Origin of the sequence: Pseudomonas sp. B3G-3, assembly GCF_028640915.1 — a bacterium.
In the GTDB taxonomy this organism is placed as follows: domain Bacteria; phylum Pseudomonadota; class Gammaproteobacteria; order Pseudomonadales; family Pseudomonadaceae; genus Aquipseudomonas; species Aquipseudomonas chlororaphis_I.
Genome location: NZ_JAQZAB010000118.1, coordinates 1 through 26,079, shown reverse-complemented (window position 1 = coordinate 26,079; position 26,079 = coordinate 1). Strand labels below are relative to the sequence as shown.

The 26,079-nt window shown below is 62.4% G+C and carries 31 protein-coding genes; 2 read left to right on the top strand and 29 right to left on the bottom strand.

Features of this window, described 5'->3' with window-relative positions:
- Window positions 1-25: 25 nt before the first annotated feature.
- From PVZ80_RS22525 to PVZ80_RS22385, 29 genes are all read right to left on the bottom strand, one after another.
- Window positions 26-1,066, bottom strand: a complete 1,041-nt coding sequence (locus PVZ80_RS22525) for a phage baseplate assembly protein (RefSeq protein ID WP_009047313.1) — start codon at window positions 1,064-1,066, stop codon at window positions 26-28.
- A 3-nt stretch (window positions 1,067-1,069) separates the two neighbouring features.
- Window positions 1,070-2,308 carry a DNA circularization protein gene (locus PVZ80_RS22520; protein WP_273864579.1) on the bottom strand — a complete coding sequence of 413 codons (1,239 nt, stop codon included), beginning with the start codon at window positions 2,306-2,308 and terminating at the stop codon, window positions 1,070-1,072.
- Window positions 2,295-4,049 (bottom strand): phage tail protein, encoded by a 1,755-nt coding sequence (locus PVZ80_RS22515; RefSeq protein ID WP_273864578.1) that lies wholly within the window; start codon window positions 4,047-4,049, stop codon window positions 2,295-2,297. Before PVZ80_RS22515 ends, PVZ80_RS22520 begins: the two co-directional genes overlap by 14 nt.
- A 130-nt stretch (window positions 4,050-4,179) precedes the next feature.
- Entirely contained in the window at window positions 4,180-4,476 is a 297-nt protein-coding gene (locus PVZ80_RS22510) for a phage tail assembly protein (RefSeq protein WP_007923972.1), read from the bottom strand.
- Window positions 4,473-4,820 (bottom strand): phage tail tube protein, encoded by a 348-nt coding sequence (locus PVZ80_RS22505; RefSeq protein ID WP_007923973.1) that lies wholly within the window; start codon window positions 4,818-4,820, stop codon window positions 4,473-4,475. The genes PVZ80_RS22510 and PVZ80_RS22505 overlap by 4 nt, the downstream gene beginning before the upstream one ends.
- 66 nt (window positions 4,821-4,886) lie before the next feature.
- Entirely contained in the window at window positions 4,887-6,383 is a 1,497-nt protein-coding gene (locus PVZ80_RS22500; protein WP_028681834.1) for a phage tail sheath subtilisin-like domain-containing protein, read from the bottom strand.
- A complete protein-coding gene (locus tag PVZ80_RS22495; protein WP_007923975.1) occupies window positions 6,383-6,565 on the bottom strand; it encodes a DUF2635 domain-containing protein in 183 nt (60 codons plus the stop codon). The genes PVZ80_RS22500 and PVZ80_RS22495 overlap by 1 nt, the downstream gene beginning before the upstream one ends.
- Window positions 6,562-7,146 (bottom strand): phage tail terminator protein, encoded by a 585-nt coding sequence (locus PVZ80_RS22490; protein WP_257374685.1) that lies wholly within the window; start codon window positions 7,144-7,146, stop codon window positions 6,562-6,564. The genes PVZ80_RS22495 and PVZ80_RS22490 overlap by 4 nt, the downstream gene beginning before the upstream one ends.
- Window positions 7,147-7,288: 142 nt before the next feature.
- Window positions 7,289-8,305, bottom strand: a complete 1,017-nt coding sequence (locus tag PVZ80_RS22485; RefSeq protein ID WP_273864577.1) for a phage late control D family protein — start codon at window positions 8,303-8,305, stop codon at window positions 7,289-7,291.
- A gap of 9 nt (window positions 8,306-8,314) precedes the next feature.
- Window positions 8,315-8,527, bottom strand: coding sequence for a tail protein X (locus tag PVZ80_RS22480; RefSeq protein ID WP_009042420.1), 213 nt, complete (start codon window positions 8,525-8,527; stop codon window positions 8,315-8,317).
- Window positions 8,520-8,903 carry a phage tail protein gene (locus tag PVZ80_RS22475; protein WP_016702001.1) on the bottom strand — a complete coding sequence of 128 codons (384 nt, stop codon included), beginning with the start codon at window positions 8,901-8,903 and terminating at the stop codon, window positions 8,520-8,522. Before PVZ80_RS22475 ends, PVZ80_RS22480 begins: the two co-directional genes overlap by 8 nt.
- The gene (locus PVZ80_RS22470; RefSeq protein ID WP_273864576.1) at window positions 8,903-11,110 is read right to left on the bottom strand and encodes a phage tail tape measure protein; all 2,208 of its coding nucleotides are present in this window, start codon (window positions 11,108-11,110) and stop codon (window positions 8,903-8,905) included. The genes PVZ80_RS22475 and PVZ80_RS22470 overlap by 1 nt, the downstream gene beginning before the upstream one ends.
- Window positions 11,111-11,116: 6 nt before the next feature.
- Window positions 11,117-11,242 carry a hypothetical protein gene (locus tag PVZ80_RS22465; RefSeq protein WP_016701997.1) on the bottom strand — a complete coding sequence of 42 codons (126 nt, stop codon included), beginning with the start codon at window positions 11,240-11,242 and terminating at the stop codon, window positions 11,117-11,119.
- Window positions 11,239-11,850, bottom strand: a complete 612-nt coding sequence (locus tag PVZ80_RS22460; protein WP_016701995.1) for a phage tail assembly protein — start codon at window positions 11,848-11,850, stop codon at window positions 11,239-11,241. Before PVZ80_RS22460 ends, PVZ80_RS22465 begins: the two co-directional genes overlap by 4 nt.
- Window positions 11,851-11,976: 126 nt before the next feature.
- Entirely contained in the window at window positions 11,977-12,483 is a 507-nt protein-coding gene (locus tag PVZ80_RS22455; RefSeq protein WP_038581734.1) for a phage major tail tube protein, read from the bottom strand.
- On the bottom strand, window positions 12,483-13,649 hold the full coding sequence (locus tag PVZ80_RS22450) for a tail protein (RefSeq protein WP_041985709.1): 1,167 nt from the start codon (window positions 13,647-13,649) through the stop codon (window positions 12,483-12,485). The genes PVZ80_RS22455 and PVZ80_RS22450 overlap by 1 nt, the downstream gene beginning before the upstream one ends.
- 2 nt (window positions 13,650-13,651) lie before the next feature.
- The gene (locus PVZ80_RS22445; protein ID WP_150085063.1) at window positions 13,652-13,873 is read right to left on the bottom strand and encodes a hypothetical protein; all 222 of its coding nucleotides are present in this window, start codon (window positions 13,871-13,873) and stop codon (window positions 13,652-13,654) included.
- Window positions 13,874-13,972: 99 nt separating this feature from the next.
- On the bottom strand, window positions 13,973-14,389 hold the full coding sequence (locus PVZ80_RS22440; RefSeq protein WP_273864575.1) for a phage tail protein: 417 nt from the start codon (window positions 14,387-14,389) through the stop codon (window positions 13,973-13,975).
- A gap of 1 nt (window position 14,390) precedes the next feature.
- Window positions 14,391-15,953 (bottom strand): phage tail protein, encoded by a 1,563-nt coding sequence (locus PVZ80_RS22435; RefSeq protein ID WP_273864574.1) that lies wholly within the window; start codon window positions 15,951-15,953, stop codon window positions 14,391-14,393.
- The gene (locus tag PVZ80_RS22430; RefSeq protein ID WP_038630731.1) at window positions 15,954-16,589 is read right to left on the bottom strand and encodes a phage tail protein I; all 636 of its coding nucleotides are present in this window, start codon (window positions 16,587-16,589) and stop codon (window positions 15,954-15,956) included.
- Window positions 16,586-17,581, bottom strand: coding sequence for a baseplate J/gp47 family protein (locus tag PVZ80_RS22425; protein ID WP_273864573.1), 996 nt, complete (start codon window positions 17,579-17,581; stop codon window positions 16,586-16,588). The genes PVZ80_RS22430 and PVZ80_RS22425 overlap by 4 nt, the downstream gene beginning before the upstream one ends.
- Entirely contained in the window at window positions 17,578-17,910 is a 333-nt protein-coding gene (locus PVZ80_RS22420) for a phage baseplate protein (protein WP_007924012.1), read from the bottom strand. Before PVZ80_RS22420 ends, PVZ80_RS22425 begins: the two co-directional genes overlap by 4 nt.
- Window positions 17,911-17,923: 13 nt before the next feature.
- Entirely contained in the window at window positions 17,924-18,532 is a 609-nt protein-coding gene (locus PVZ80_RS22415; RefSeq protein WP_273864572.1) for a phage baseplate assembly protein V, read from the bottom strand.
- A 3-nt stretch (window positions 18,533-18,535) separates the two neighbouring features.
- Window positions 18,536-19,060, bottom strand: a complete 525-nt coding sequence (locus tag PVZ80_RS22410) for a hypothetical protein (protein ID WP_273864571.1) — start codon at window positions 19,058-19,060, stop codon at window positions 18,536-18,538.
- A gap of 221 nt (window positions 19,061-19,281) precedes the next feature.
- Window positions 19,282-20,046: an N-acetylmuramoyl-L-alanine amidase gene (locus PVZ80_RS22405; protein WP_041985726.1), complete on the bottom strand. Its 765-nt coding sequence runs from the start codon at window positions 20,044-20,046 to the stop codon at window positions 19,282-19,284.
- Between the two features lie 166 nt (window positions 20,047-20,212).
- Window positions 20,213-20,560, bottom strand: coding sequence for a phage holin family protein (locus PVZ80_RS22400; RefSeq protein ID WP_009047293.1), 348 nt, complete (start codon window positions 20,558-20,560; stop codon window positions 20,213-20,215).
- A gap of 102 nt (window positions 20,561-20,662) precedes the next feature.
- Window positions 20,663-21,244 carry a DUF642 domain-containing protein gene (locus PVZ80_RS22395; RefSeq protein ID WP_009047292.1) on the bottom strand — a complete coding sequence of 194 codons (582 nt, stop codon included), beginning with the start codon at window positions 21,242-21,244 and terminating at the stop codon, window positions 20,663-20,665.
- Window positions 21,245-21,252: 8 nt separating this feature from the next.
- Window positions 21,253-21,441 carry a Com family DNA-binding transcriptional regulator gene (locus tag PVZ80_RS22390; RefSeq protein ID WP_080577932.1) on the bottom strand — a complete coding sequence of 63 codons (189 nt, stop codon included), beginning with the start codon at window positions 21,439-21,441 and terminating at the stop codon, window positions 21,253-21,255.
- Between the two features lie 543 nt (window positions 21,442-21,984).
- Window positions 21,985-22,719: a LexA family transcriptional regulator gene (locus PVZ80_RS22385; RefSeq protein ID WP_028681850.1), complete on the bottom strand. Its 735-nt coding sequence runs from the start codon at window positions 22,717-22,719 to the stop codon at window positions 21,985-21,987.
- Window positions 22,720-22,906: 187 nt separating this feature from the next.
- Between PVZ80_RS22385 and mutS the strand changes: the two genes are divergently transcribed.
- Both mutS and fdxA read left to right on the top strand, forming a co-directional pair.
- Entirely contained in the window at window positions 22,907-25,486 is a 2,580-nt protein-coding gene (mutS, locus tag PVZ80_RS22380) for a DNA mismatch repair protein MutS (RefSeq protein ID WP_038630722.1), read from the top strand.
- A gap of 142 nt (window positions 25,487-25,628) precedes the next feature.
- Window positions 25,629-25,952 (top strand): ferredoxin FdxA, encoded by a 324-nt coding sequence (gene fdxA, locus PVZ80_RS22375; RefSeq protein WP_007924025.1) that lies wholly within the window; start codon window positions 25,629-25,631, stop codon window positions 25,950-25,952.
- Window positions 25,953-26,079 lie beyond the last annotated feature (127 nt).

The window sequence follows — 26,079 nt, the reverse complement described above, 5'->3', positions numbered from 1 at the left end:
CCACACATGCATAAGGGGAACGACGTCAGGTTTTGGGGGGCACGGGGCTGGCGTCGAAGGTATGGGGCGGCGCCACCTGCAGGGTGGTGATCGAGCCCTGCTCGGAGAGCGAGTAGGTGACCTTGGAAATCAGCAGGTCCTGGTCGAAACCCAGCACCGGGTCGATCACCCGCACCAGGGTGTTGTGGCGCCACAGCTCGCCGTTGCTCTGGCGCCAGCCCTGCACCTTGTAGGTGCTGGTCAGGGCCTTGCCGGTACGGATGGCGCTTTCCCAGTCGGCCCGTTGCTGGGCCAGTTCCTGGGTCAGTTGCGCCGGCTCGTTGATCACCGTGACCCGCTTGCGCTTGGCCGTGCTGTCGCTGGCCACGCCCGACACTTCGCTGACCGCGGCGCCGCTTTTCTGGTCGTTGCCCTTGTGCTGGCCGATCACCCGGTACTCGGAAAACACCTGGCTGAAATCCATCGGCGCGCTGGCCGATAGGATGTTCTGGCCCAGCTCCAGCACATCCACCGCGCGCCCGCCGCTGCCCGGCCGGGCCAACAGCACCCGGCCTTCGGCGTCGTCGGTGGAGAACACCCGGAACAACGTCAGCAGGCGGTCGATGGACTGGAACACGGTTTCCCCGGGCACGATGCTGTGGCTGCTCAAGCGCGTGGTTTCCGCGATCTCGCTGACTACACCAACGCCGTAGGACGCGGCCAGGGCCTGGACGATTTTCAACAGGCTCTGTTCGCGCCATTGGCCGGGCTGGTTGATCGCCGCGCAATCCACCAGGTCCTGGGTCAGGGAGCTGCCCTCGATGCTCAGGCCGATCTGCCGACCGTCATAGCTGATCGGCGCCTTGAACACATGGCCGCTGAGCAACAGGTCGGCGCCGATGCGCACCTGGCACTTGGCGCCGGGACGGATCCGTTGGTCCAGGGTCTGCCCGGGCCATTGCCAGGTCACGTCGAGCTTGAAGGTGCGAAACTGCCGCTCCAGGTCGGCGCTGATTTCGACGCTTTTCCAGCCGCCGTAATCCTGGCCGTCCACCGTCAACAGCACCCGGTTATCGAAGTTGCTCATGGCTCACTCCCCCGCCACTTTGACGTTGGTCGGCGGCAGGAAACCGGGATGGGCCACGCCGTTGCGCTGCTGCACTTCGGGCGCCCGGGTGGCGTCGCCGAACAGCCGGTAGGCGAGCACCACCGTCGGCAGGCTCTGCATCGGGTTCTTCACCACCAGCCGCACACCGGACGAAGCCACCGCGGTGAGATGGCCGTAGACCAACTGGCGCAAGCCGTTGAGCACCTCGTAGTGCGCAGCATCGGCTTTTTCCGCCGCCTGCCAGATCGCTTCGTTGATCGAGTTGCGCAGCTCCAGCACCTCATCGGCCACCGGCACTTCCGCACGGGTCACCGGCTGGATCGCCTGCTTGCCCAGCGACGGCGTGCCGCTCAGCTTGACCGCCGGGGTCGCCACCGGCAGCGACGCCACGGCCTGGGCGATCCGCACCAGCACGGCGTCCTGCACCAGGTCCGCCATGGCTTGCGCCGCGGCGGTGGTGTCCTTGCCGGTGGTGAGTTTCGGCGTGTCGATCTTCTTCACCGCCTCGACCTGCTGCGAAACGTTGGCCAGCACGCCGCGATAACCGTTGCGCGCATAGTCCTTGAGGTCCTTGATGTCCCCCAGCAAGCCCTTGAACTCGGCGCTGACTTCCTTGGGCAAGTCCTTGATCGCCCGCACCAGCAGATTGAGATCGCGGTAGGTGTCGATCAGCGGCTTGAGCTCCTGCTCGATGGTCTGGTAGACCTCCTTGAGGCTGTTGCGCAGATCGGCGATGCCGATGCGCGCGGCCTTGACCAGGGTCATGGCCTCCTCGAAGCGGCGCACCGCCGAGCCGATAAGGCTGTCGGCCGACACCAGCAACAACTGGCGGGTGTTGACCGTGGCGCTGGGGAATTGCAACGGCTGGTCGGGGTAGAACTTCAGGGTGAAGGTCACCAGGCCGCCGTCCTGGCGGCTCTGGGTCATCTCGCATTCGCCGACCTTGACCTGCAGGCGCCCCAGCCACGGATGCACCAGCTCGCCACTGCCCTGCTCCAGCGCCTGGAGCAGCTTGTCACGCTGCTCCAGACAATCGGCGCCGACGATGAACGCCGTCAGGTCGTGGGTCCGCGCCTGCCGCCCCAGGCTCTCGTAGAACGGCAGGTCACGCTGCGGGTACTCGTGCAACTGGCCCTTGTGGCCGACCGGGGTTTTCGCCTGGTCGACCCAGAACCCGACGCCACGAAACGACGCCGGCAACAAACGATCACGCCAGCTCATTGGAACCTCCTAGCGAAAGTGAGCGATAGCCGACACGCGACGACAGCGCCACGCCGGGTTGGTTGATTTGCGGCGCGCTGGTACGCAGGCCCGCCGGGGCGTTTTCGAAGCTCACCGTCAGCCCGCCCTGCAATTGCGTGCGGTTGTTGGCCGCGCTCTGTTGCAGCAGCAAGCTGGAGTTCTGTTGCAAAGCGCCTGGTGCGAGAGATGCGACCTTGGGCAATTTTCCTGGCAGCACACTCGCTGTCTGACCGAGCTCCTCACCACCACCGAAAAACACCGGGGCCAAGGCCCCCCTGTCCTGCTCATTGGTCTTGAGCTGGTGTTCGGTCAGGCTTTCCACTTTCCCGGTGATTTTGGTGATGAAGCCGCCAACGCTTCCGCCCAGCAACTCCTTGATCGGCTCGATGATCGCCTTGAGCTTCTGCCACCAGGTGGAGAACCACTCAGTGATTGGCTCCCAGCTCTTAATGATCTGAGGCAGCGGAGTCCATTCGAAGATCTTATAGAGCGCGGCATACATGATCATCGCCGAGGCCTTGATGCCATCCCAGACACCAGCGAAGAACTCAGTGATCGGTCCCCAGTTGGCAATGATCAGCGGGATGGGCGTCCACGCGAAAATACCCCGCAGAAACTCCGCAACGGGTACGGCCAAGGCCTGGAGCAAGCCCCAGATAGCCGAAAACAAACCCGTCAACGGTCCCCAGTTGGCAGCAATCAAAGCGATAGGTGTCCAGGAAAATAACTCCTGGAAAAACGCTACCAATGGCGCCGCGGCCGTTTTGATGGTTTGCCAAAGCCCCGCCAGGAATGCTGAGATCGGTGCCCAATTGGCTACGAACGCGCCCATGGGCGTAAGGCTGAAGGTGAACTTCAACACCTCGATGACGCCACCGGCCACCGTTTTTATCGCCGAGAAGATGTCCCCGAAAGCAGCACTGACCGGCCCCCAGTTGTTCGCAACCTGCCCCAGCGGGGTGAACGCAAACAGGGTCTTGAAGAAGTCCGCCATGGGTACAAGCACGGGGCGAATGCCCTGCCACAGCCTCCTGAAAAAACCAGAAAGCGGTGCCCAGTTTGCAACGATCAATCCCGCAGCCAAGGCTATCCCTGCAGCCACCAAGCCGACGGGAGAAGTCAATGCGGCCAGTACGACCGCCATCGCTGTTGCCGCCGAGGTCACGACGGTAAAAGCCACCGCAGCAGCGGCCAGTCCCTCTACCAGCGCCGGGTTGTTCGCTACGAACTGCCCGACAGTGGTCAACAGTGGCTGCAACTCGACTACGATTTTGTTGACCGCAGGCAGCAGGGCCTGCCCGACCTTCAGAGAAATGGCATCCAGCGATGCACTGAAATTGTTGAGGTTGGTAGTGGTGCTCCCTCGAACCACATCCGGCACCTCAAGCTTCTGAGCCTTGAGATTGGCCGCCACCAGTTCATCCTCGGCCTTTACCGCCGATTTGATGCCCTTCACGAATGGAGCGACCAACCCGGTGCCTTCCATCAGGCTGGCAAAGTTCAGCTTATCGAGACCATTGTCCGCCAGATCCTTTTTGAAACCGGCGATCTTGCCGCGAATGCCGGTGATTTCCTTGTCCAGCTTTTCGGCACCTTTGGCGACCACCACCATGTCGGTCGTGGCTTCGACAGCTGGCCCATTTTCAAGCTTCTGAGGTTTTGGAGTTTCCTCGGCTTTAGGAGCCTTCACCTGCTTTGCTTTACTCGTTTTTTTCGCCATCACTGCACCTGCTGCATCGCATTGATCCGTTGCGCGTGCTCCAGGGACTCCCGGAGCACATCCAGTGGCCTGGCCATCATCTGTTCGGGGTCAACCTTCCAGAACCAGGCCAGGTCATAGGCAACCGCGATCAGGTCGCTGATGGCTCCGATGCCGCACTCATGAAAAAACTCGCGACCGCCCAGCTCAGGGCGTTGAGGTCAGCCAGGTCCAGCTGGTTGACCGAGGACGGAGGAATACCGGCACAGACCGCGATGTACTTGGCCGCGACGTCCATGTCGAGGCTGACTTCTTCGCTCTTGTCGATCTTGTACGGCAGCGCCTTGATCGCCCGCACTTCCTGCACCGTCGGGCGGCGCAGGGTCAGTTCGGTCAGCGGTTCGCCGTGGGCTTCGATGGCCACACGCAGCTTTACGCTATCGCTCATTGCCAGGTCCCCTTGATGCCTTCGAACTTCAGTTCGATGCTCGCGTCGTCACCCTTGGAAACCGGCTCTTCCACCAGGTAGGCGCCGGCCAGGACGTAGACCTTGCCGTTGCTGAATTCGCAGGTGACGGTCATGTCGGAACCGGCCACCAGCTGCTTGAGCGGGAAGTCCGGGGTGTGCAGCGCCGTGACCTTGAAGGACGGGGCAATGTCGGTTTCCTTGTAGAAACCCGGCACGATGGTTTCCCGTTTCACGGACATCAGCGGCGCTTCGCAGCCGCCGTTGATGGTCAGTTGAGCGCCGTCCACTTTGACGTAGCAGGTGCCCGCAATCAGTTGACCCATGGTGTTTCTCCCAAAAAATGAGCCCGCACTAGGCGGGCTGGAAAAGCGCAGTGAAAGAGGCTCGGCTTAGGCCGCCGCGTCGTACTGCAGACGGAATTGGTTGAGCAGCGCGAACACTCGCAGGCCGTTGATGTAGTCCGGCGGGAACAGCACGTTGACCCGGCTCGGGTCCTGGCTGTCGCGCTCGACGATCAGGTGCTCGGCGAACAGCTCGGCGTTCTCCACGTGGCCTTCCAGTTCCAGCTTGGCGTACTGGGCGATCAGCTCGCCGCGGATGGTGCTCGGGGTCACGATCGGCTGGCCGGCACCGAAGCGGGTACCGTCGGCGGCCAGTTTGTGGCGCCCGTACTTGCTGGTGATCACGCTTTGCAGGCGGCGCACGATAAAGGCCGACTGGTGCATGGTTTCGCTGTCCAGGTAGGAGTTGTCGGCCTGGCCGTAGGCGTTCTTCTGGTAGGTGGTGATCGAACGCTGGATGCGCACGTAACCGCCTTCGTAGTAGGCGGTGGCGATGCCGTAGCTGAGCAGCGACTGACGCTCGGTCAGGGTGAAACGCTCGCTGGCCGGCGCCGGATCGACACCCGGCAGGCTGCCGCTCTGGGTCGGACGGCTGGCATCGGCGGAGATGAACACCGAGGTGCGCGCGGCCAGTGCGGCGGCCTGCACCCAGAACGGTTGCGGTACGCCCGGCTCCAGGGCCTGGATGGTGATGTGCTGGTCGTTGCGTGCCTGACCGGCCGCCACCAGGGTACCGACGGTACCGCGCTTGGCGCTGTAGACATGACCGAACAGTTGCTTGGCCCAGGACCAGCGACCGGTGCTGTCATCCATGACGGCTTGCCAGGCGTTGAGGGTCGCGGTGTCGGTCCACGGCATGCAGATGAACTCGAACGGTTCATCGCCCAGGGCCGCCAGGGCCGCGACCTGATCCGGCACGCCGGCGCCGCCGGCCATTTTGCCGACCGTCACGCTCAAGCCAGCCGGGGTTTCTTCGCCATTGCTCTTGCCCAGGCGGTTGAGCTGCAGGCTGATGTCGTTAGCGCTGTCGCCGGTCCACTTGGCGGTCAGGGTCAGGGTGCCTTCGACCGCGGCGGCGCTCACCGGCAGGTCGGCGGCGGCGTTGATTTTCAGCGCCAGCGCACTGGCGGCCTGCGCCGCGGTGGCGGCATTGACGATGGCGGCCTGAACCCGCACACCACCGACATACAGGTTGAGCACGCCGCTTTCGCTGGCGGTGCCGGTGAACTTCAGCTCGGCCTTGGCCACGCTGCCTTCGACGTTGTGCAGCGGCAGGCACCAGATCTCACCGATCGGGTCGGTCTTGCGCCAGGTCTCGTACATGGAGGCGAGCATCGAGCCCTGACCGCCGATGCTCTTGGCCAGCGCGACGCTGGACACCAGCACCAGCTTGCCGGTTTCGGCCGGCGCGACGTTGTCGTTGACCTGGGCCACGATCAGTCGACGCATGGCCGAAGACGCGCTATTGGCCGCCGAATTGTCCATCTCGGCGTAGAACAGCGGCACACGAATGTCCGCCGGAATATTGCTGAATCCGATCGCCATTATTTGGCTCCTTGTGGTTTGGCCGCCTTCGCGGCCTTGAGGGTGATATCGCCATCGGCCAGACGCCGGCGCCACCAGGCGTTGTCGTCGACTTCACGGCCTTCCAGCGGCAGCAGGTCGCCGGCTTCGGGGTCCGGCACGGCGCGGCCCGCGGCCGGCAGCACAGTGATGCGTTTGCTCATTGCGTTACGTCTCCAGAGAAAGTCAGTTCCAGGCGCCCGTCGGGCCCCGGGTGTTGCAGGTTGGGGTCCGCCGGATCGATGGCATCGACCCGCACCGTGACCCCGGTAAAGGACGGCAGGCCGTCCAGTTCACGCTCACGCCAGGTTTCCGCCGGCTGGCTGGCCAGGTTGCGTCCCAGCTGGAACTCGGCGAAAAAGCGCAGCTGATAGAACAACCGCGTGGCACTGAGCGAAACCAGCTCGCCACCGTCGTATTCGATCGGGTTGTAGTCCGCGCCCGGCTTGAACCCCACCAGCGCCCGCCACAACTCGGCCCGCAGGCTTTCGAGTTGCTCCAGCGCCTGCCGGGCATCGCTGGCATCCAGCACCAGGGTGATCACAAAGCGGTCGCGGATGGCCTGGCGGGTAACGTTCTGCCCGCTGCTCGGGCTGGCCAGATCGGCGATCGGCGTCACATGGGCACTGGGGGTGGGCAACGCGGTATTGCTTTGCAGCAGCGCGAGATCGACGCCGACGGCCACCTGATTGGCCAGGCCGGGGCAGTGATCGCGCAGCTGCGTGAGGATCGGAGTGATCTTCATGAAGAAGCTCCAAAACTGAGTGAATGGGAAACCATCAGGCGCGGCCACAACGGATCGCCCAGGCAGCGGGTGCCCGGGCAACAGGATGGAGCCGTAGAGAAGAAGGACGCGGGAGAACAGGATGCTGGGCAAGGCCCGGCAATTAAGGCTGCTTCTCCAGGCAGGTTGCCTCGATCATGCAGCGATAGTTTTTCTCGCGACTGCCGCTGGCAGTCACCTTGTCGATCGACCAGGTGCCCTGCATGAATGCTGGCCAGCTGTTGTCCAGCAACACCAACCCCTCGGCCGACAGGGACGGGTCGCCGGGACAGTCGAGCTTGAGCTTGATCGCTTCGCGCTCGATCCGGCGCATCGCCCCTTGGGCTGCGCTGCGGGCCTCGCCCTCCCCCGGGTAACGCTGGCGCAGGGTCTGGAAGGGGGTCTGCCCCAACTTGACCACACGCTCCTTGCCGGCCGCCGAATCCCACCAGGTGGCCTGGCAGCCCTTGTGCTTGGCCCGGCCGTTCTCATCGATGCTGGCGGAGATGAACGCCGGATCCCCCGGACGGTTATCCCGGGTGACGCTCAAGCGCACCGGCGAAAGGATTTTCCCCGAGAGCGACTTCGCCTGCCCTCGCAGCGCCAGCACATACATCTCGTTGAGCGGCTTGGTGACGGCATCGTGCGGCCGCGCAATGCGCGTCAAGAAACTCATGTCGGTCTCGTTGCACTGATCGACATGCGGGACAGGGATCGAGTCCAGTTCGGGCGCCACCCGGGGTGAAAAACCGTGCCGGGAGGTCAGCTGGCGAAACAGCGCGCCGAGGGACGTGGGACCATGGCTGGCGGAGCGGCGCTGCTTGAAACCGGTCGCGTCCGCCACCTTGAAGGGGGCAGCCGTGGCCACCAGGGTCAGGCGCGGCGGAAACAGGTTGGGCGTGCGCCGGGTGATGATGAACTCGCCACGATCCACCAGTCCCGACTCCAGATAACCCACCCGCAGCCCGACTTTCCCTCCCAGTTCGGGAAGCCCTTCCAGGCCTTCGATATCGAGGGTCAGCGTGAGCTGGTCGGACTCGATACCTGCCGCATCGATGTGCGTCCAGCTGATCAGCCGTTCGTTGAGGCGCGCGGCATTGGCGCCGTAGAGCTCAATGCTCGGGGTGAATCCCAGGGTCATATGCCCTCCTTAGTCCCAGGCCGAGACCGGGGTCGCGGCAACCGGCCGGGACTCGATCTCGGGCACTATCACCCAGACACCCGCCGGCAGCACCGGACCCTTCTCGGCCAGCAGTGGATTGAGGCGCCAGAGCGCCTCCTCGACCGCATCGTCGCAACGTCCCACCTCGCGGTAGAGCAGCAGGTTGACCGAATCGCCAGCAATACTTCGAACCCTACGCATTGACGAATTCCTCGAGGTTGATGGTCCAGTTGATCACCAGCGCGGTGCCGTCATCGATGATGGAGGTCTGCACCTCCGTCACCAGGTTGACGCGCCAGCGCCCCCAGTTGCGGCCGATGCCATCCACCAGCGGCAAGGGCACACGGGCGGCCTGCAACTCACGCAACTGGTCCAGGCGCGCCATGCCCGTGGCGTACATCGACTTGCCACTGATCTGCAGCGTTTCCAGCTTCTGCCCGGCCTGCTGCGATTTCGGCTTGCTGGTGATGATGTCGATACTGGCCCAGCCACCGTCCGTCTTGCGTTCAAGCCGGTCGTAGGCAAAGCCGGTGGACAAGCCGAAAATGAAATTGCCCAACGCCATCTGCTGTCGCATCACATCACTCCATCGGTCAGGGCCACGTCGCGCCGTACCGCGAGCGGGTTGGTCATCATCAGAGGCATGACCTGCATCTGCATTTGCTGGATCACCATGTCCACCAGTTGCCTGGAGGTAGCCTGATCCTGGCCATAGATATTGATGACCGGGGCGAAGGTAACCTGCTGGCAGGAAGTCGAGCTGGCTGCGAGGTTCTTGCTCACTTCATCCGGCGGCTTCAAGCGGTCTCCAACCTCACCCCCCAGCCGACTGAACGCCTCGCTGCCAAGCCATCCGCCAATGGCTCCACCCACCAGCCCGCCGACAGCCGTACCGAGGATCGGCACGACGCTGCCCAGGGCCGCTCCGAGCGCGGCACCGGATGTGCTGCCGGCCCAGGCACCACCCAGGGTCCCCAGGCCGGAACCAATGGCCTTGGGATCGCGGTTACGCACGCCCCTGAACACATTCAGACCGGCCCTGAGCAGCTTGAGCGGTCGACTGGCCACCCGGCCGGCCACAGAGCGCAGACCGGCGAAACTGCCGCTCAATCCGCGGCCAATGCGCGAGATCAGGCCGGCGCGCGGTGCAGCTGCAGAGCTGGTTTTTGTTGCGGACCTCGCCGTATTGGCTTGGTTCTTTTGCCTATCTTTCTTTTCTTGCCTGTCCCGTTGCCTTCGCGCTCTTCTGTTCGGGCCGCGGGTTTCACCACCGCCCGGAGGACCGCCACAGCAGCCCCCACCTTCGCTGAACAGCTTGCCAATACTCGACGGCAGGCGCGGAGCCGCCAGACTCAAGAGCTTCTTCGCCACCTGGGTAAAGACCTCGTCCAGCACCGACTTGAGCAAGCGCCCCACCACCGGCGCAATGGCGGCCCCGGCCAGGGCCAGGCCAGCAGCAATCTTCGGAAACTCCGTCGCCAGGCTGGCCAAGCCATCGACCACCCCACCAATGGGCACCATCGCCCCTTCCGCCACTGGCGCGAGGGCGGAACCGAACGCGGTGTTCATCCGGTTCAAGCGGGCATCGAAGGTATTCGCCTGGGCCCATGCAGACTGGCGTACCGAGCCCTGGTCGCCCAGCTTGGAGGTGGCGTACTGCTTCTTGTCGGCGACCTGCGCCAAGGCCTTTTGAACCTCAGGCAGTTGTTGCGCCAGGCGCAACGCAGCTCCATTCGCGCTGCCGAACAGGGTAGCGGCCAACGCGGAACGCTCCCGGCTCGACACGTCGGGCGCTTGCAGCGCCTCCAGCACCTTGGTCAGGCCACCTGCCCCATCCAGCTTCAGCGGGTCGATGTGCAACCGTTGCAAGGCCACTTGCTGCGCCTCGGACTTGGGTTCGCCCTTGCCCAGCAGGGCAGCGATGCCTTTCAGCGCGGCTCCGGCATCGGCCTTTTGCGTGCCGGTGTTGAGCAATGCCGCCGTCAGCGCCGCCGCCTGCTCCGGGGCCAGCCCCGCCGCCGTGGCGGCAGCGCCATGCCGTTGCAGGATCACACCGATGTCGGCCGCCTCGGCATCGCCCGGAAGCTTGCCGAGGTGGTTGGTCGCGTCTGCCAGATCGAGCGCCTGGTTGCGGTCCAGCTTCATCGAGGTGCGCCAGCCGGCCAGCATGTCCCCGGCATCCTTGCCCGGCATCTTGAACGCGGTTGCCATGAGCGCGGCGTCAGCGCCGAATGCCGTCAGGGTCTGTCGTCGAGACACGCCTTTATCGTTCTCGATCCCGGCCTTGGCAGCGGCGTATTCAAGCTTCGCCAGATCGACCGCCGTGGTTCCACCCGCGGCGATGCCTGGATAACTGGCCATGCGGTAGTTGTCTTTCGCGAGTTCCTCGCGTTCATTGCCGGGGAGAGAAACCACTCTCCCCAGATCGGCCAGCGCCGCATTCATCGCCATCGCCGACTTGAACAGGTCAGGCGCTTGAAGCCCACTAGCGGCCTTGTCCGTGGCTTTGGCGCCGCTCGCCTCGGCCTTGGCGCTGCCGGAGGATGCCTGCTGCAACGGGCGTTGCGACGACAGCGTCAATTTCAATGAGTCGATGGCCTTAGTCAGCAGACGAATGTCCACGCTGGCGGTATTCAGGGCCAGGATGAAACTGATGGATGACAGGCCGGCATTTGCCGGGCTCGCCACGGCTGTGCTCCGGTCATCTGGCTGGCCGGTACCGACAGGCGCCAGCCAGGACGGCTCCATGCTGGCGTTCTTGAGCGAAAACTGATTGTTCGCCATCCCGCTCTACTCCTCTTTCACGCCAAGGCGAGTAATCGCGATGTCGTAGCGGCGCAAGGCCTTGCCAGCGTCCCACTCCAGGATTTCCGCCTCACTTACCGGGTAAATGAGCGGCACCACATCGAGAATCACTTCGATGTCGCGCTCCGAAAGAAGGCCGCCGGTTTGTTTAAAAAATCGTCGATGCGCTCTTGCAACTGCGTCCAGTCAGGCACGCTGAGCAACGCCAGGTCGGGCAGCATCAGGCCGGTGCAATGCGCGGTGATGAATTCGGCGCGTTCCTTGGTGGTCTTGAGCTTCTTCATCACCTTGGTCGCTCGCAGCGCGGGCATTTCCAGGGTCAGGGAAGTCAGGCGCTGGCCCGCCACATCGAGTGGCAACAGCAGGTTCACCTGGTCCAGGTCATCCTGCGCCGGCCCATCGTCGAGGGTATCGCTGGCCGTTTCGGACTCGACACCCTGCTGGAGGAAGTACGCAGCCGGGCGCGTCGACATGTCATGGACGTATTGAGCGATGCTCACGTAGTCCGGACGCTTGAGCTGATCGAGCTCATTGGCCGACAGGCCGGTGGCCAGCTTGGCCAGCTCGAAGAACTGATCGTCCTCATCGTCGCCGGCGCGGGCCAGCGCTTCTTTCTGCGCGGCGTAGAACAATGGCTTGAGCTGAATCTGCGCGATCTGCGACTCGTCGTCGGCAGTGATCGGGCACAGCAGGGCATGGATCGGAGGCGTCCAGGACATGAATGAATTCCTATGTAAAAGGTAGGAGCGAGCAGGCTCGCGATAGGAGATGAACAGCGCTTGCGATGCGGGCTGTCGGGCCGTCATCGCGAGCCGCTCGCGCCTACAGAGGGGAAGTGTCGCGGGTTACGGCATCAGTACGGCGCGACGGGCGTCGCCGAGAATGTCGACGCCGCTGAGCACGAACTTCTGGGTGCGCACGTCGATGTCGATCACCGGCACGCCGTTCTCGATGCGGTTGTAGGTACGGCAGGAGAGTTCCAGGGTGGTGGTGGGTTTTTCATTCATCTTCATGGCCGTTTCGGCCAGGGATTTCAGCTTGCCGCCCACGGTGTGGTAGGTGAACCAGGTCTTGCCATCCTGATCCTGGCCCGCCTCGCGGACATTGAGCAGGATGTCGTCACCCAGCTTCACGCCCAGCGCCAGCATGATTTCCGGCCCCAGTCCCTGCAGCTTGAGGGTGGCCGTCAGCGCCTTGCCGCTCTTGGCCATTTCTTCAGCGATGAAGCGTCCACCAGTCATCGCTTCCATTTCGAATTCGATCTTCGGCGGGGTGAACTCTTCCACGGTCGCCGACAACGGCAGGCCTTGCAGGGTGGCCGCGATGGCCTGTCTTACGCGGTTGGTAAACATTAGAGAACATCCTCCAGGAACTGCTCGATGATTTCATCGCGGGCGTTGAGCTGATACACCATGTGCTCGTTCGGCGCGTAGCGGCCGTAGTCGATGACCACGTACCAGGTACCGTTCTTGTACTTCTCGACGCTGTTCAGCTCGGGGTGCAGGTACACGCTGCCGCCCGGGATGGTTTCGTCGGCGACCAGGGTCTGCAGCCAGTCGTTGATGCGCTTGACCTCCTGGTCCATGAAGGACTTGGTCAGGTTCTTGGCCATGGCTTTCTGGCCGGCCTTGACCAGCTTGCGGCTGATGGCATCCTCCAGGCCGACATAGCTGATGAACTTGCCGGTGATGGAGCGGTTACCCAGCAGCGAGAAGCCACCGAGCACGGTGCGGGCGTAGTAGCTGACGCCGTAGCGGTTGAGCAGGTCGCCCTCGGTCGAGGTGTCGAGGATGTTGTATTCCACGGTGCGCGAAACGTCTTCGGCGTAGGTCACCTGGTTGCCCGGGCTCTCCCACTGCTTGACCTTGGCCAGCGCAGCGATGGCCAGGCTCGACGGCGCCAGGAACACGTTCTTCTTGGCCGCCTTGGAGTACACGGCCGGCATGTTGTGCACCACCAGGCAACGGTCGAAACCCAGGTCCGCGCCGCCCAGTTCCTTGCTGTAAATCACCTGGTCGGCGACCGAGGCGTCCTTGCCGTCCAGCACCACACGGGCCTTGATGCGCTTGCCGAACGAGGCGAACTCGCCAGCCACGGCCTTGGTGCCGGTGAAGCCCGGCGCGCCGATGATGGTCAGGTCTTCCGGGACGCTGCCCAGGGCAGCCAGGCCGAGCTTGCGGCCGGTGGTGGCATCGACGCCGCCGATCACGTTATTGACGGTGTCGGCCGGGGTCGCGCCCTCTTCGACGATCACCACATAGACCGGAACCTTGACCACTTTGAGGATCTGGTACACCGCCTGGAACAGAGTGCCCGACTCGGCACCGGTCGGGTCCAGCAAGGCCTGGGTGGTGAAGCTGTTGATGCGGAACGGCGCATTGCGCGGAATCAGCGGGTCGGCCTTCGGCGCGGTGCCGACCAGACCGATGACGTTGTCACCCAGGCCACCCATGGCCTCGGGGGATTCGGTGGCATTGACGGTAATGCCGTTGTGCTCGAAGTTCAGAACCTCAGCCATGGTTATTCAGCCTTCTTGGCAGCGGCCTTTTTGGCCGCGGTGGATGGGGTGGCCGGTTCGGCCTGTTGGCGCGTTTCAAGGACGCTGGTCAGTTCCAGGCGGCCGGCGGCACGCAGGGCACTGGCCTCGACATCGAGCAGTTCCAGTTGCTGGCCGACGCTCGACCAGTGGCCACCACCGGAGGGGAATGGCACGAGGACGGTGTAGGTTTGGCGGTTAGCCATTTCAGTCTCTCCAGATACGAAAAAGCCCCAGGTGAGTGGGGCTGTTGGGTGTTGTGTATTGCTTTGCGGATAAGAAAACGCCCCGTCGGTGCGGGGCGTTTATTGGATCTGTTCATTCAGCCACAGCGGCGCGGGTGGGCGATGCTCTCTCAACGGGAACTCGCCATTTTCTGGCCAGTTTCGGAGACTACGGCGGTATGCCTGCAACTCGCTGTACCATGCGGGAGTCAACGTGGTTTCTGAGCCCTCCTCCAACTCGTCGCGATGGCGAGAGACAAGCGGATCAGTTACACGCAATTGCCCATCCAGCCAACCGCGCTCAAGGTCAGCCAGCTGCTCAGTCGTTGGAAGCGGCATATCGACCAATACTGGCCGACCGTTTTTATCGACCCCAATACGCCTATTGATGAAAGGCTCAGCAAACAGCGCCCCGTAATCACCGTCCGAGATCTCGACAGCACCAGGCACTTTACTGTCGAAAAAGCTCAATGTTTCAGCCAAAAAATACATAGCCATGTTAACGCCCCCATACCAAAATACGCCCCGTTGCAACAGCGGGCTGTGGACCCGCCGTACCAGCAATAACCCTGACTTGCGCAACCGCCCTTGATGTAGTGCTCGCCCCGGGGTGGAACCCCCACACTGTGACAGAAGTTGCCCCCCAACCTCCCGGGTTAGCCTCACCGGCAAGACCGCCTAGAATCTCGTTTGGAAACGCAACCGGCAAGGTCAGGCTCAAGGTCCCATTAACATCTGAGTTTCCAGTTACCCACTGAAAGATAAGACCGGAAGGATTCGCTTGACGACCGTTAGATGTTAGCGACGCCGCAAAAAGCGAAGAAGTACGAAGAGTTTCCGTGCCCAAATGAGCCCGCCAGACATTACCCTCGCAGATGACGAGGAAGTCGCTATTTGCTGAAAGTTGGCGCGGGGTTGGCACAGCGATGTTACACATAGAAAGAACATCGCCCGCAACGACCCCAATTTGTGCCGTTGCAGCAGCTTGAGTACTGATAAGCAACGCTGCTCCAGAGGGAACTGTAGAACTCGGCGGCAAAGTTATGCTGACACCCGGCGCCAACTCGATGCGCTTACCGACATCAGCAACCGTTAGATCTTTGTTAGCAGTCAGGCCAAACGAGCCGCGCATACTGCCGAGCGCCCGCTGCACAAATTCAGCGTTAATCAGCAATTTGCTGGCATCGAACTGAGGCGGTGTTTGGCACGTTGGCGTCCCCAGCAATGCCGGCGAATTGATCGGCGCAAAGCCCTGAGTGATGTTCTGAAACACCAAGCTCGTCAAGCCGAGAACAATTGAACCATCAGTAATCAACTGCCATATCGTATCCGCGAGCGCAGTACCCTCCTCCACTGATACGCTCAACCCCGACGTAACCTCAACACTTTCATCAGCGTCCTTGGCGCGCGACCAAGCACCATTGGCGGCAACATAAATTCCGTTGTCTTTCGCCAGGGCCTGCGACTTAACAAGGACTCGATCCCCGGCAACCACGGCCACGCCATCAATAGTTTGCGCACCACTTAAAACAATGTTGCCCGTGGTTGCCGCGCGAACAGACTGCTTTCTGTCGAGCTTAGCAAGCTCGTCAGCGACATAGCCCGCCACCCATGCCCGAGTTGCCTTTACGACCGTATCGTCGATCAGCAGCGTGACCAACGACGCATTACTGGTCTCGAAAATCGAGCGGATATAGAACTCTTTCCCCGATCCCGAAGTCGCCAGCACCGGCTTGAACGACTCCGGATACTTGACGATGGCGTAAAGGATCCCGGTATCGGTCCACAGCCCGGCCTCGCGTACATACCAGCCGCCGACTTCAGGTGGGATGGTCACTTCGGCCAGCAGCCAGCTGGGGTTTTTCTCGTCCTGGAACAGGGCATTGAGCGGACCGCGCCAGACTTCGCGCTTGAGGGCAGTGTCGGTCGCCGCCGGGTTGTAAACCGCGCCACCGCCGTCACCGACGGAAATCTGCGACAGCTTGATCGGTACGCCTGCTGCCTTGCAGGCAGTTTCGTAGGCGATCCCTGCATTCGTGAGCAGGGTGTAATAGTCGGCCATTTAGGACCCCTGAGGATAAATAGTGGATGTTTCGACGCTGTACAGCCCGGCGGCCATGAAGGCCTGGCCCGAGGCTTCGAGCCCCTCGACAACGATCGGGTAGATGGTGGTCAACTCGCCGCAGACGGTCGCCGCCGCGATGGAGTGGGAACCGAATGCACTCAAACCCACGGATACCGTCAAGATGTCGCGTTCGCTTTTGGCATCCGCCAGGCGCCGATCGAGGCGCGCGTCGATCTCTTCGCTGTAAGGCCGCTCGGTGAAGGCCCTGACCGAAAAGCTGTAGGGTGCCCCAGGCGGGGTCTGCTCATACCAGGCGCGAACCTCGGGCATCAATTGCAAACCCTTGGCGGCATTTTCCAGCGCCTTTCGTGTGCCAGCCTGACGCGCGGTGGGCCAAGCCAGCTCGACCGTCAAACGTTTTTCGGCCTCGGGCGCTTCGGAGCGCCACTCGCCGACACCCCGATCAGCCGCGAGATAAGGCAAGAATTCAACCGGTGTTTCGGCGGGGCTCATCAGCTCCGGAAACGGCGGCGCGATGCGTTCGAGCAACCGGGCAAAACCCAGGTCGAGCGCTCTTTCCAGAGGCGAGCTGTTGACCGGCAGGAGACTCGGGTGAACGGCTTCATCCTTCATAGCGTGAGCACCTCCACCTCGACATCCGTGCAATACGGCGCCTGGAAAGCCGTCGTGACGATCGGCGCCAAGGGTTCGAGAATTTCCAGCTGCACCGCACCCGCGGCATGCAGCGTGTAATCGATCCAGCTCGGATCCACCCGCCCTTCCAGGCGATGACAGCTGTCCGCGTAGGCCTGTAGTTGCCGCTGCGTGGCGACCTGGGTCAGTCCGGAATCGGGGCCCGGGTTGATCTTGGCCACCACGCGAATCTTGTAGGGTTTGATCTGTGCCGCCTGCACCGTCACCCGATCCGTTTCCGGCTTCACGTCCGGCCGGGCAAAGTGTCGGCGCACGCCTTCGAGCAGGTCCTCGGACGGTGTGCCGTCGCCTTCCCGCGAGAGCACGGTGACCTGCACTTCTCCCGGTGCGGTACGGCGGCCGTTGCCATCCTTGACCTGAGCGGCGAAGCCGTCCGGATCGAAGGTGTAGGTGACGGTCACCACGCCCGCATCGGTGGAGTCCACCTTCACCGTCGGCCGCTCGCCGAGGGTGAACACCTCGCGGCGATACTGCATGCGCGAACCGGCGGCCGGCGCATGGGGCGCCAGGTAGTAGCGCAGGCGGGCATCTTGGTCGCTTTCATAGACCGCGGGGACCGGTGGAAAGGCCGCCGGATCGCCCGGGTCGAGCAACTGCCGCTCCAGGCCCATGTCCGACAGGCGCGCATCGAGATTGCTGCCGGTGGCCCACCAGGCCAGCATCTGCTTGATGCGGGCGTTGTACTTGCGCTCATGGGTTTGCAGGCGCAGGCAGAAAGCTTCCAGCGCCAGGGTCAGCAGCTCGCTTTCGTTGGCCAGGCTGGCCTGCAGTTTCTGCGCATGGGCGGGGGAACGCTGGGCCACGTAATCGACGACGAAGGTCTTGAACTCGGCGAGCAGCGTCTCGAATTCATCGACTGTGACAATGGCCGGCTCGGCCAACTGGTGTTCACCGGGTATCAGCATGCTCATGTCACGACCTCGAACGTCTGTTGGCGGTTTTTCCAGGTGCCGGCGAAACGCAACAGCAGCCCGGCGCCGCGCCGGCTGGCGACTATGACCTGCGGCTCGAAATCGCCGATGCCGTTCTGCTCGTTGTAGAACGCCTGCGCGGCATGGCTCTGGGCGAGGATCAGCAGGTCGTCGCCGAGGTTCTGGCCCAGCAGGTCGGGAATCAGCGAACCGTACAAAGGACGCTTCTGCCGGGTGCCCAACGGCGTGGTCAGGGCACGGGTCGCGCGCTGCACGAACTGCAGCCAGTCATCGACCGCGGCGCCGGTGTTTCTATCGACTCCAATCATGGAAAGCCTCTTATCAAGGGCTGATAACGCGGCCCTGGTGTTCCACCAAGGGGCCGCTGAAGTGGATGCCGGCGCTGTCGAGCAAGATGCCCACCGCGCCCAGCCGCAGCTCGATCGCTTCGGGCCTCATCGCCAGCCGGGCGGGACCGATGCTCAACTCGACCGCCTCGCGGGAAGCGGTGAGCGCGGTCGGGCCGTTGCTCCAGCTCAAGACATGGCCGGCATCGTCATAACTGCTTTGGGTGCCATCGGCGTATTGGCGGCGGGTCAGCGCGGCCAGGGTCGACACCGGTGGAAAGCGGTCGCAGTTGAGGCCGAACAGCGCCACCGACTGAGCCCCGCTGTCGCCGCCACCGTAGTTGAGCAGCAGGCATTGCTCGCCCACGGAAGGAATGCGCGATTCGCTTTGCGCGCCGGCGCTGGGGTTGAAGAACCTGATTGCCGGCGTCAGCAGCTCTCCGTGGCTGACCCGGCAGGTGTTGCTGGCCGCATCGACCGACTGGCATACACCGATACGGCAATGGTTTTCCGCGCGCCGGTGCAAGTCATCGAGTTCGGTTTCCATTTCGGCCAGTCGCTCGATGATCGGGCCCAGCTGCATGCGCAGCAGCTCGTCAAACATGGCTCAGCCCTCAAGTGCTTGGTATTGGTCGGGGTCATCGATGTTCGAGACTTCCCAGGTGCGGGCGAACCTCGGTATGCCGGTCGGGTCGTCCAGCAATGGCTGGCCGAGGTACAGCGTCTGAGTGAACGACAGCGTCCAGGCGGCGTATTGCTGCTCGCCGCGAATCAGGGTCGAGGGCAGGCCCTCGAGGTTCATCGGCAGGTCGCACTGCGCTGCCGGGAGGCCCCAACGGTTATCCATGGCCAGATCCTTCAGCGCGCTCGCCAGGTCGCAAGCCTCGAACCCGGACCGCTCGGCCCCCACAGCCGCCACAACTTGCAACGAGATCGTCAGGACATGGGCGATACGCCCTTCCTGGCTGCGCATGCCCGGGGCATCGCGCTCGATCGCCATCAGCACCCAGGCCTGGTCGAGCAGACCATCGAAGTCCTGGTGACTGCCAACCTTGAGACCAAGGCCCGCCCCTCGCAGGGTCTCGGCAATGGCAAAAAACAGCTGCGACGGCTTGTCGATGACGGCGGGCATAGGGGGGCTTCCTGTTCGGATATCAGGGTTGAGATTGCGCTGGGGTGCTGCGGATGTAGTGCGAGCTGGAGGAGCGGTGAACGCCGGTTTGAGCAGGGCTCTGGCTCGCCAGATCGGTGCACGACATCGCGAAGGGCTGGGTGATGCAACGGATGACTCACGAGACTTTGCTGAGGTCTGGCATCACCTTCGATGGAGACCTCAGCCCTGATTTCGCCGAATCAGGCGTACTTCTCGTTCAGCGCATAAAGAATCGCGCAGGTTTCCACATCCAGTTTCCCGGTGTAGTTCTTCGGCCTGAAGTGCATCTGGAACGCCCGCACCAGCGACTGGAAGAAGTCATCCGTTGCCTGGGCCGGCACGCCATAGCCGTAGATGGCGAAAGCCTTGAGCACTTCGGCACGCTCGGGCAGCCCGGCAGAGCGGAATTGCTGGACGTATTTCTTCTTGGTCGGCTCGTCGTACCAGGCGCCGATACCGGCCTTGTAGAGTTCTTTCCAGGGCAGCTTGGGGCCCGGATCGGATTTGCGGCCCACCGCGATATCGGAGTGGCCCACCACGTTTTTCGGCGACATGTCCGGATAACGCTGGAGAATATTCAAGGCCAGTTGCTTGAGCGCCTCGACCTGGGAGCGTTCGTAATCCGGGAAAGTGAAGACGCCATTGACGTCGGTGGCCTCGTTGACGATCTCGATGCCGATGGAGGTGTCGTTCAAGCCGCTGCGACCGGCCCAGTCACTGACACCGGCATGCCAGGCGCGGTCTGCTTCGGCCACCAGGTTGAAGATTCGTTGTTCCTGGAAACCCGCGGCCTGATACGTCGGATCCTGCACCGCCGGGATCAGGTAATGGGCACTCGCCGCGCCGGTGGTCAGGGCCTTGACCGACGCCTCGAAGTTCAGCGCCGTGTAATGCAGCACCAGGAACCGCACCCGCTTGTTATAGGGCGCAAGGGTGCGATAGCTGTTGTAGTCGATTGGGATCATGGTTTGCCTCTGTTTGAAACGGATGGATGGACGGCGCTGGGCCGTACCTGGCGCCTCCCTGCCGGGAGGGCCGATTGAGCTCGTTCAATACGAGTACGCGTCCTGCGTCAGGCGGGTATCACGGCAGCGTCGACTCAATGAATCGACGATCTGTTTTGGTGGTTATTCAGGAGTCCGAGCGGGGATCCTTGGGCGGCACTTCGCACACACCCAGCCGCTTGGCCGCCCAGCGCTCGTAGAGCCCGATGGCTACATCAGCGCCCGCCATGGCGGTCAGGCAGCCGAAGGCGCCAGCGGTCCAGATCGATACGCCGGCGGCGTACAGCAGCATGATGGTCGAGACCCCGCAGATCACGCAGGCCCCGGAGCGCAGTGCCAGGCGCCGCAGCAACAACCAGCCGCGGGCGCCCTCCTTGTCGGCGCGCCACATTTCGCCGGACACCCCGCCCACCAGGGCGAGGACGATGACAAGCCAGATCGGCATGTCCAGCAACGCTTGTTGCTCGTTTGTCATGTCACGCCTCCTGGGAGCGTTGATGAGTGCAGGGATTGAGGGCAAGACAGCACCGAGTCACCGGCACTGTCTTCAACCCTGGAAAAGTCCGCTGAACGGGAGTTACAGACGTTCAACAATGACGTTGTCGATAAAGGCAAAGTTGGCGTACGGATTCTGTTCGTTGGAGAACGCCAGGGTCGTTTGCGTGGTAGTGGCGGTGAAGTCGTAGGTCAGGGTGCTCCACTCGATCGCAACGCCTTTGGCGGTCGGCGTATTGAAAGTGGCGGTTTGGCCGGCCACTTTGACCTGTACCACACCGTCGCCCGAACGACCGGCGAACTTCGAATTGCCGGCGCTGAACGTCAGCCGGTACTTGGCGCCAACGACAGTGGCAAAGTTCTGTTGAATGCCCCCGCCGTTGCCATAGACATAGTTCGCCAGGTCAACAATCACCAGGCCATCCGCGGCTACGGAGCCGCCAATCGAAGCCGGCACGTTGAAGTACTCGGCACCGGACAGGAATGTCGTCCAGCCGGTAATGAAGTTGGTTTTTGCCGGGGTATCCAGAATACAGCTACCACTGCAACCGGGCTGTTCAAAGCTGCCGTTGACCAGCAGGTTGGCCGCAACGACATTGGCTGCGGAGCCCAGCAGCACAGCGGCGGCCAGAATGGGAGCGACGTATTTTTTCAAGACTTTCATGTGTTCACCTATGGCTGTGATGGATTGGGTCGTGCTACCGAAGCAGCACTCATGTCGCTCACAGGCGATCGCTCGGGGCTCGTGGCCCTCACATGATTCAGCGTTCCGCACCGGGAACATTTGATCTGGAGCTCTGCATACTCGCCGATCCGGGCGAGCAGTCTCTTGCAATGTCCACATCGGCAATCTTTCAACATCTGCAATGCCTTGTGATGTTCATCGGATCCTTCCTTTTGCATTGGCCATCCAGGGATGAGGCCTGATGTGCCTGTGCGCTTCAGGTAGGCATTCCAAAAAGCCCGGCAATCCGTCGGGCTTTTCAGAATGCGATCCTTCGCCTTCCTTTCATCCTGTGAACAAAAAGGAAGCTGACTTTTCGGCGCTACTGGCGCGGTACGAGTCTATTCAAATTGTTTTTCCGACCGCGGTCCCTGCCCGCCGGATAACTGTTCACGGTGCTTTACGCTGCACACCCGGGTCAGTTGCCAACCCTCTGAACCGTCGAGGCCGGTTCATCGCTGCCTTTGCTTTTGCCACTAAAGAGCGGTGTCGCTCGCCGCTGTCGGGCGGCTTGGAACGAATAATATGCATGGATGCATATACAGTCAATGCACAAATGCATTTATTTATGCGCAAGAAATGCATAGGCGCATGAAAGCCGCATAAATAAAGGCGTGGAGGGTTTTCCGCGGGCACAAAAAAGCCCGCTCGATGGCGGGCTTTGGCGTTATGGGCTGCGGTTAGCGGGCGTACATGCCCCACCAGAAGACGTGACCTAAGATGACGATCTGCTCTTCCTGCATTTCCTGGAAGCTGTAGTCCTCATCCGGATGTTCGTCGCGGTTGAAGCTACGCAGGCGAATGCCGGAAGGCAGGCGATAGAGCTGCTTCACTCGCAGCTGGCCATTGTGGTTGATGGCATACAGGTCGCCGTCGATGATGTCGCCGATACCGCATTTGCCGGCATTGACCCCCACCGTGGCACCGTCACGCAGCACCGGCAACATGCTGTTGCCGCGCACGGTCACGCATTTGGCCTGGTCGAACTGCACGCCATTGTGTCGCAGGCTGCGCTTGCCGAAGCGCAGACTGGAGCGCTCGCTTTCCTCGATGACGAATCTTCCTGATCCCGCAGCCAATTCAACCTCGCGAAGAAAGGGGACCGACACCTCGTCGTCATCGACGGGGGTATCGTCGTCCCACAGACTTATGTCCTTGAGTTCCGAATGCGGATCGGCCGACCGGGCAGAGGCGACAGCCGCGCGCCCGCGCAGTTGATCGGTGCTCACCTGGAAGTACTCGGCGATCCGCGAGATGTGTTTGTCCGAAGGATCGACAATCTTGCCGCTGAGGATCCGCGAAAGGGTGGATTGAGGCACGCCGGTACGCCGATGGAGTTCCGTGGGGGAAATGCCATCGCGATCGAGCAGCTCTCTTAAGACGGTAGAAACGTTGCGCTTTTGCATAACGCGCATATTGCGGGTTATTTTCGTCGATGACAAATGCTAAAATGCATATTCATGCATAAAACACTCGAAATCCGCCTAGGTTCATCCCTGCGAAGGTCGGACCGCCCATGGTAACCTTGCGCCCATCGCGAAAAAGCCGGGCCCATGCCCTCTGCTTTTGCCCACCCTTTCAACGAATCAACCTGACGACCCGATGAATAAAGCGCTCACCGATCTGTCCTCCCACACGCCGATGATGCAGCAGTACTGGCGCCTCAAGAACCAGCACCCCGACCAGCTGATGTTCTATCGCATGGGCGACTTCTACGAAATCTTCTATGAAGACGCAAAGAAGGCCGCCAAGTTGCTGGACATCACCCTGACCGCGCGCGGGCAGTCGGCTGGCCAGGCGATTCCGATGTGCGGGATTCCTTATCACGCCGCCGAAGGTTACCTGGCCAAGCTGGTGAAGCTTGGCGAGTCGGTGGTGATCTGTGAACAGGTCGGCGACCCGGCCACCAGCAAGGGCCCGGTGGAGCGCCAGGTGGTGCGGATCATCACCCCGGGGACCGTCAGCGACGAGGCCCTGCTCGACGAGCGCCGGGACAACCTGATTGCAGCGGTGCTGGGCGACGAGCGTCTGTTCGGCCTTGCGGTGCTGGACATCACCAGCGGCAATTTCACGGTCCTGGAAATCAAGGGCTGGGAGAACCTGCTGGCCGAGCTGGAACGCATCAACCCGGTGGAACTGTTGATCCCGGACGACTGGCCGCAAGGCCTGCCGGCGGAAAAACGCCGTGGCGTGCGCCGTCGCGCGCCCTGGGACTTCGAACGCGACTCGGCCCACAAGAGCCTGTGCCAGCAGTTCTCCACCCAGGACCTCAAGGGCTTCGGCTGCGAGAATCTGACCCTGGCCATCGGCGCCGCGGGCTGCCTGCTGAGCTATGCCAAGGAAACCCAGCGCACTGCCCTGCCCCACCTGCGCAGCCTGCGTCACGAACGCCTGGACGACACCGTGGTGCTCGACGGCGCCAGCCGGCGCAACCTGGAGCTGGACACCAACCTCGCCGGCGGTCGCGACAACACCCTGCAATCGGTGGTCGACCGTTGCCAGACCGCCATGGGCAGCCGCTTACTGACCCGCTGGCTGAACCGCCCGCTGCGGGACTTGAAAGTCCTGCAGGCGCGGCAGACCTCGATCGGCTGCCTGCTGGACGGTTACCGCTTCGAAAGGCTGCAACCGCAGCTCAAGGAGATCGGCGACATCGAGCGGATCCTCGCCCGTATCGGCCTGCGCAACGCCCGTCCCCGCGACCTGGCGCGCCTGCGCGATGCCCTGGCGGCGCTGCCGGAACTGCAAGTGGCGATGACCGAGCTCGAAGCCGAGCACCTGAGCCAACTGGCCGTGACCACCAGCACCTACCCGGAACTGGCAGCACTGCTGGAAAAAGCCATCATCGACAACCCGCCGGCGGTGATCCGCGATGGTGGCGTGCTGAAAACCGGCTACGACACCGAGCTGGACGAGCTGCAATCGCTGAGCGAAAACGCCGGCCAGTTCCTTATCGACCTGGAAGCCCGGGAAAAGGCCCGTACCGGCCTGGCCAACCTGAAAGTCGGCTACAACCGGATTCACGGCTACTTCATCGAACTGCCGAGCAAACAGGCGGAACAGGCCCCGGCGGACTATATCCGGCGCCAGACCCTCAAAGGCGCCGAACGCTTCATCACCCCGGAGCTCAAGGCTTTCGAAGATAAGGCGCTGTCCGCCAAGAGCCGCGCGCTGGCCCGCGAGAAGATGCTCTACGAAGCCCTGCTGGAAACCCTGATCGGCCACCTGCCGCCGCTGCAGGACACCGCCGCGGCGCTGGCCGAGCTGGACGTGCTGAGCAACCTGGCCGAGCGAGCGCTGAACCTCGACCTCAATTGCCCGCGTTTCGTCAGCGAGCCGTGCATGCGCATCACCCAGGGTCGCCACCCGGTGGTCGAGCAGGTCCTGACCACGCCGTTCGTGGCCAACGACCTGAGCCTCGACGACCAGACCCGGATGCTGGTGATCACCGGCCCGAACATGGGTGGTAAATCCACTTATATGCGGCAAACCGCGCTGATCGTGCTGCTGGCCCATATCGGCAGCTTCGTGCCGGCGGCGAGCTGCGAGCTGTCGCTGGTGGACCGTATCTTCACCCGGATCGGCTCCAGCGATGACCTGGCCGGTGGTCGCTCCACCTTCATGGTGGAAATGAGCGAAACCGCCAACATCCTGCACAACGCTACCGAACGCAGCCTGGTGCTGATGGACGAAGTGGGTCGCGGCACCAGTACCTTCGATGGTTTGTCCCTGGCCTGGGCTGCGGCAGAACGTCTCGCCCAGCTGCGGGCGTACACCCTGTTCGCCACCCACTACTTCGAACTCACTGTCCTGCCGGAAAGCGAACCTCTGGTGGCCAACGTGCACCTCAATGCCACCGAGCACAACGAGCGCATTGTGTTCCTGCACCATGTGCTGCCAGGTCCTGCCAGCCAGAGCTATGGCCTGGCCGTGGCCCAGTTGGCGGGGGTTCCGAGCGATGTAATCGTCCGCGCCCGCGAGCACCTGAGTCGCCTGGAGACCACCAGCCTGCCCCATGAAGCGCCGTCTCCGGTACCGGGCAAGGCTTCGGTCCCGCAGCAAAGCGACATGTTCGCCAGCCTGCCGCACCCGGTCCTCGATGACCTGGCCAAGCTCGATCTGGACGACATGACCCCGCGCAAGGCACTGGAAATGCTCTATACATTGAAGACACGCATCTAACGCTGATGCTTTCAAGCTGTTAGAATCTCGCGCGGTTTGGGATGCTGCGGACTATTAGCCTGGTCCGCAGACTATCGCTCCCGAACCTGGCGACCCCGTCCTGAAGGGGCTCCGCTGCCGCCGCCTGAGGAGAGAATTAGAAATGACCTTCGTCGTCACCGACAACTGCATCAAGTGCAAGTACACCGACTGCGTAGAAGTCTGTCCGGTGGACTGCTTTTACGAAGGCCCGAACTTCCTGGTGATTCACCCGGATGAGTGCATTGACTGCGCGCTGTGCGAGCCTGAATGCCCCGCTGTAGCGATCTTCTCCGAGGACGAAGTTCCGGAAGAGATGCAGGAGTTCATTCAGTTGAACGTTGAGCTGGCCGAAATCTGGCCCAACATCACTGAAAAGAAAGATTCCCTGCCCGATGCCGAAGAGTGGGATGGCGTCAAAGGCAAGATCAAAGATCTCGAACGCTGATTACCTCGCGTTCCCCAAAAAGGCCCCTTGCGGGCCTTTTTGCTGTTCCGGATTCACTTTTACGCAGGCAAAAAAAAGGTTCTTCACGGAATTCCGGGAAACACAGAAACAAGAACGCCGATTTGAT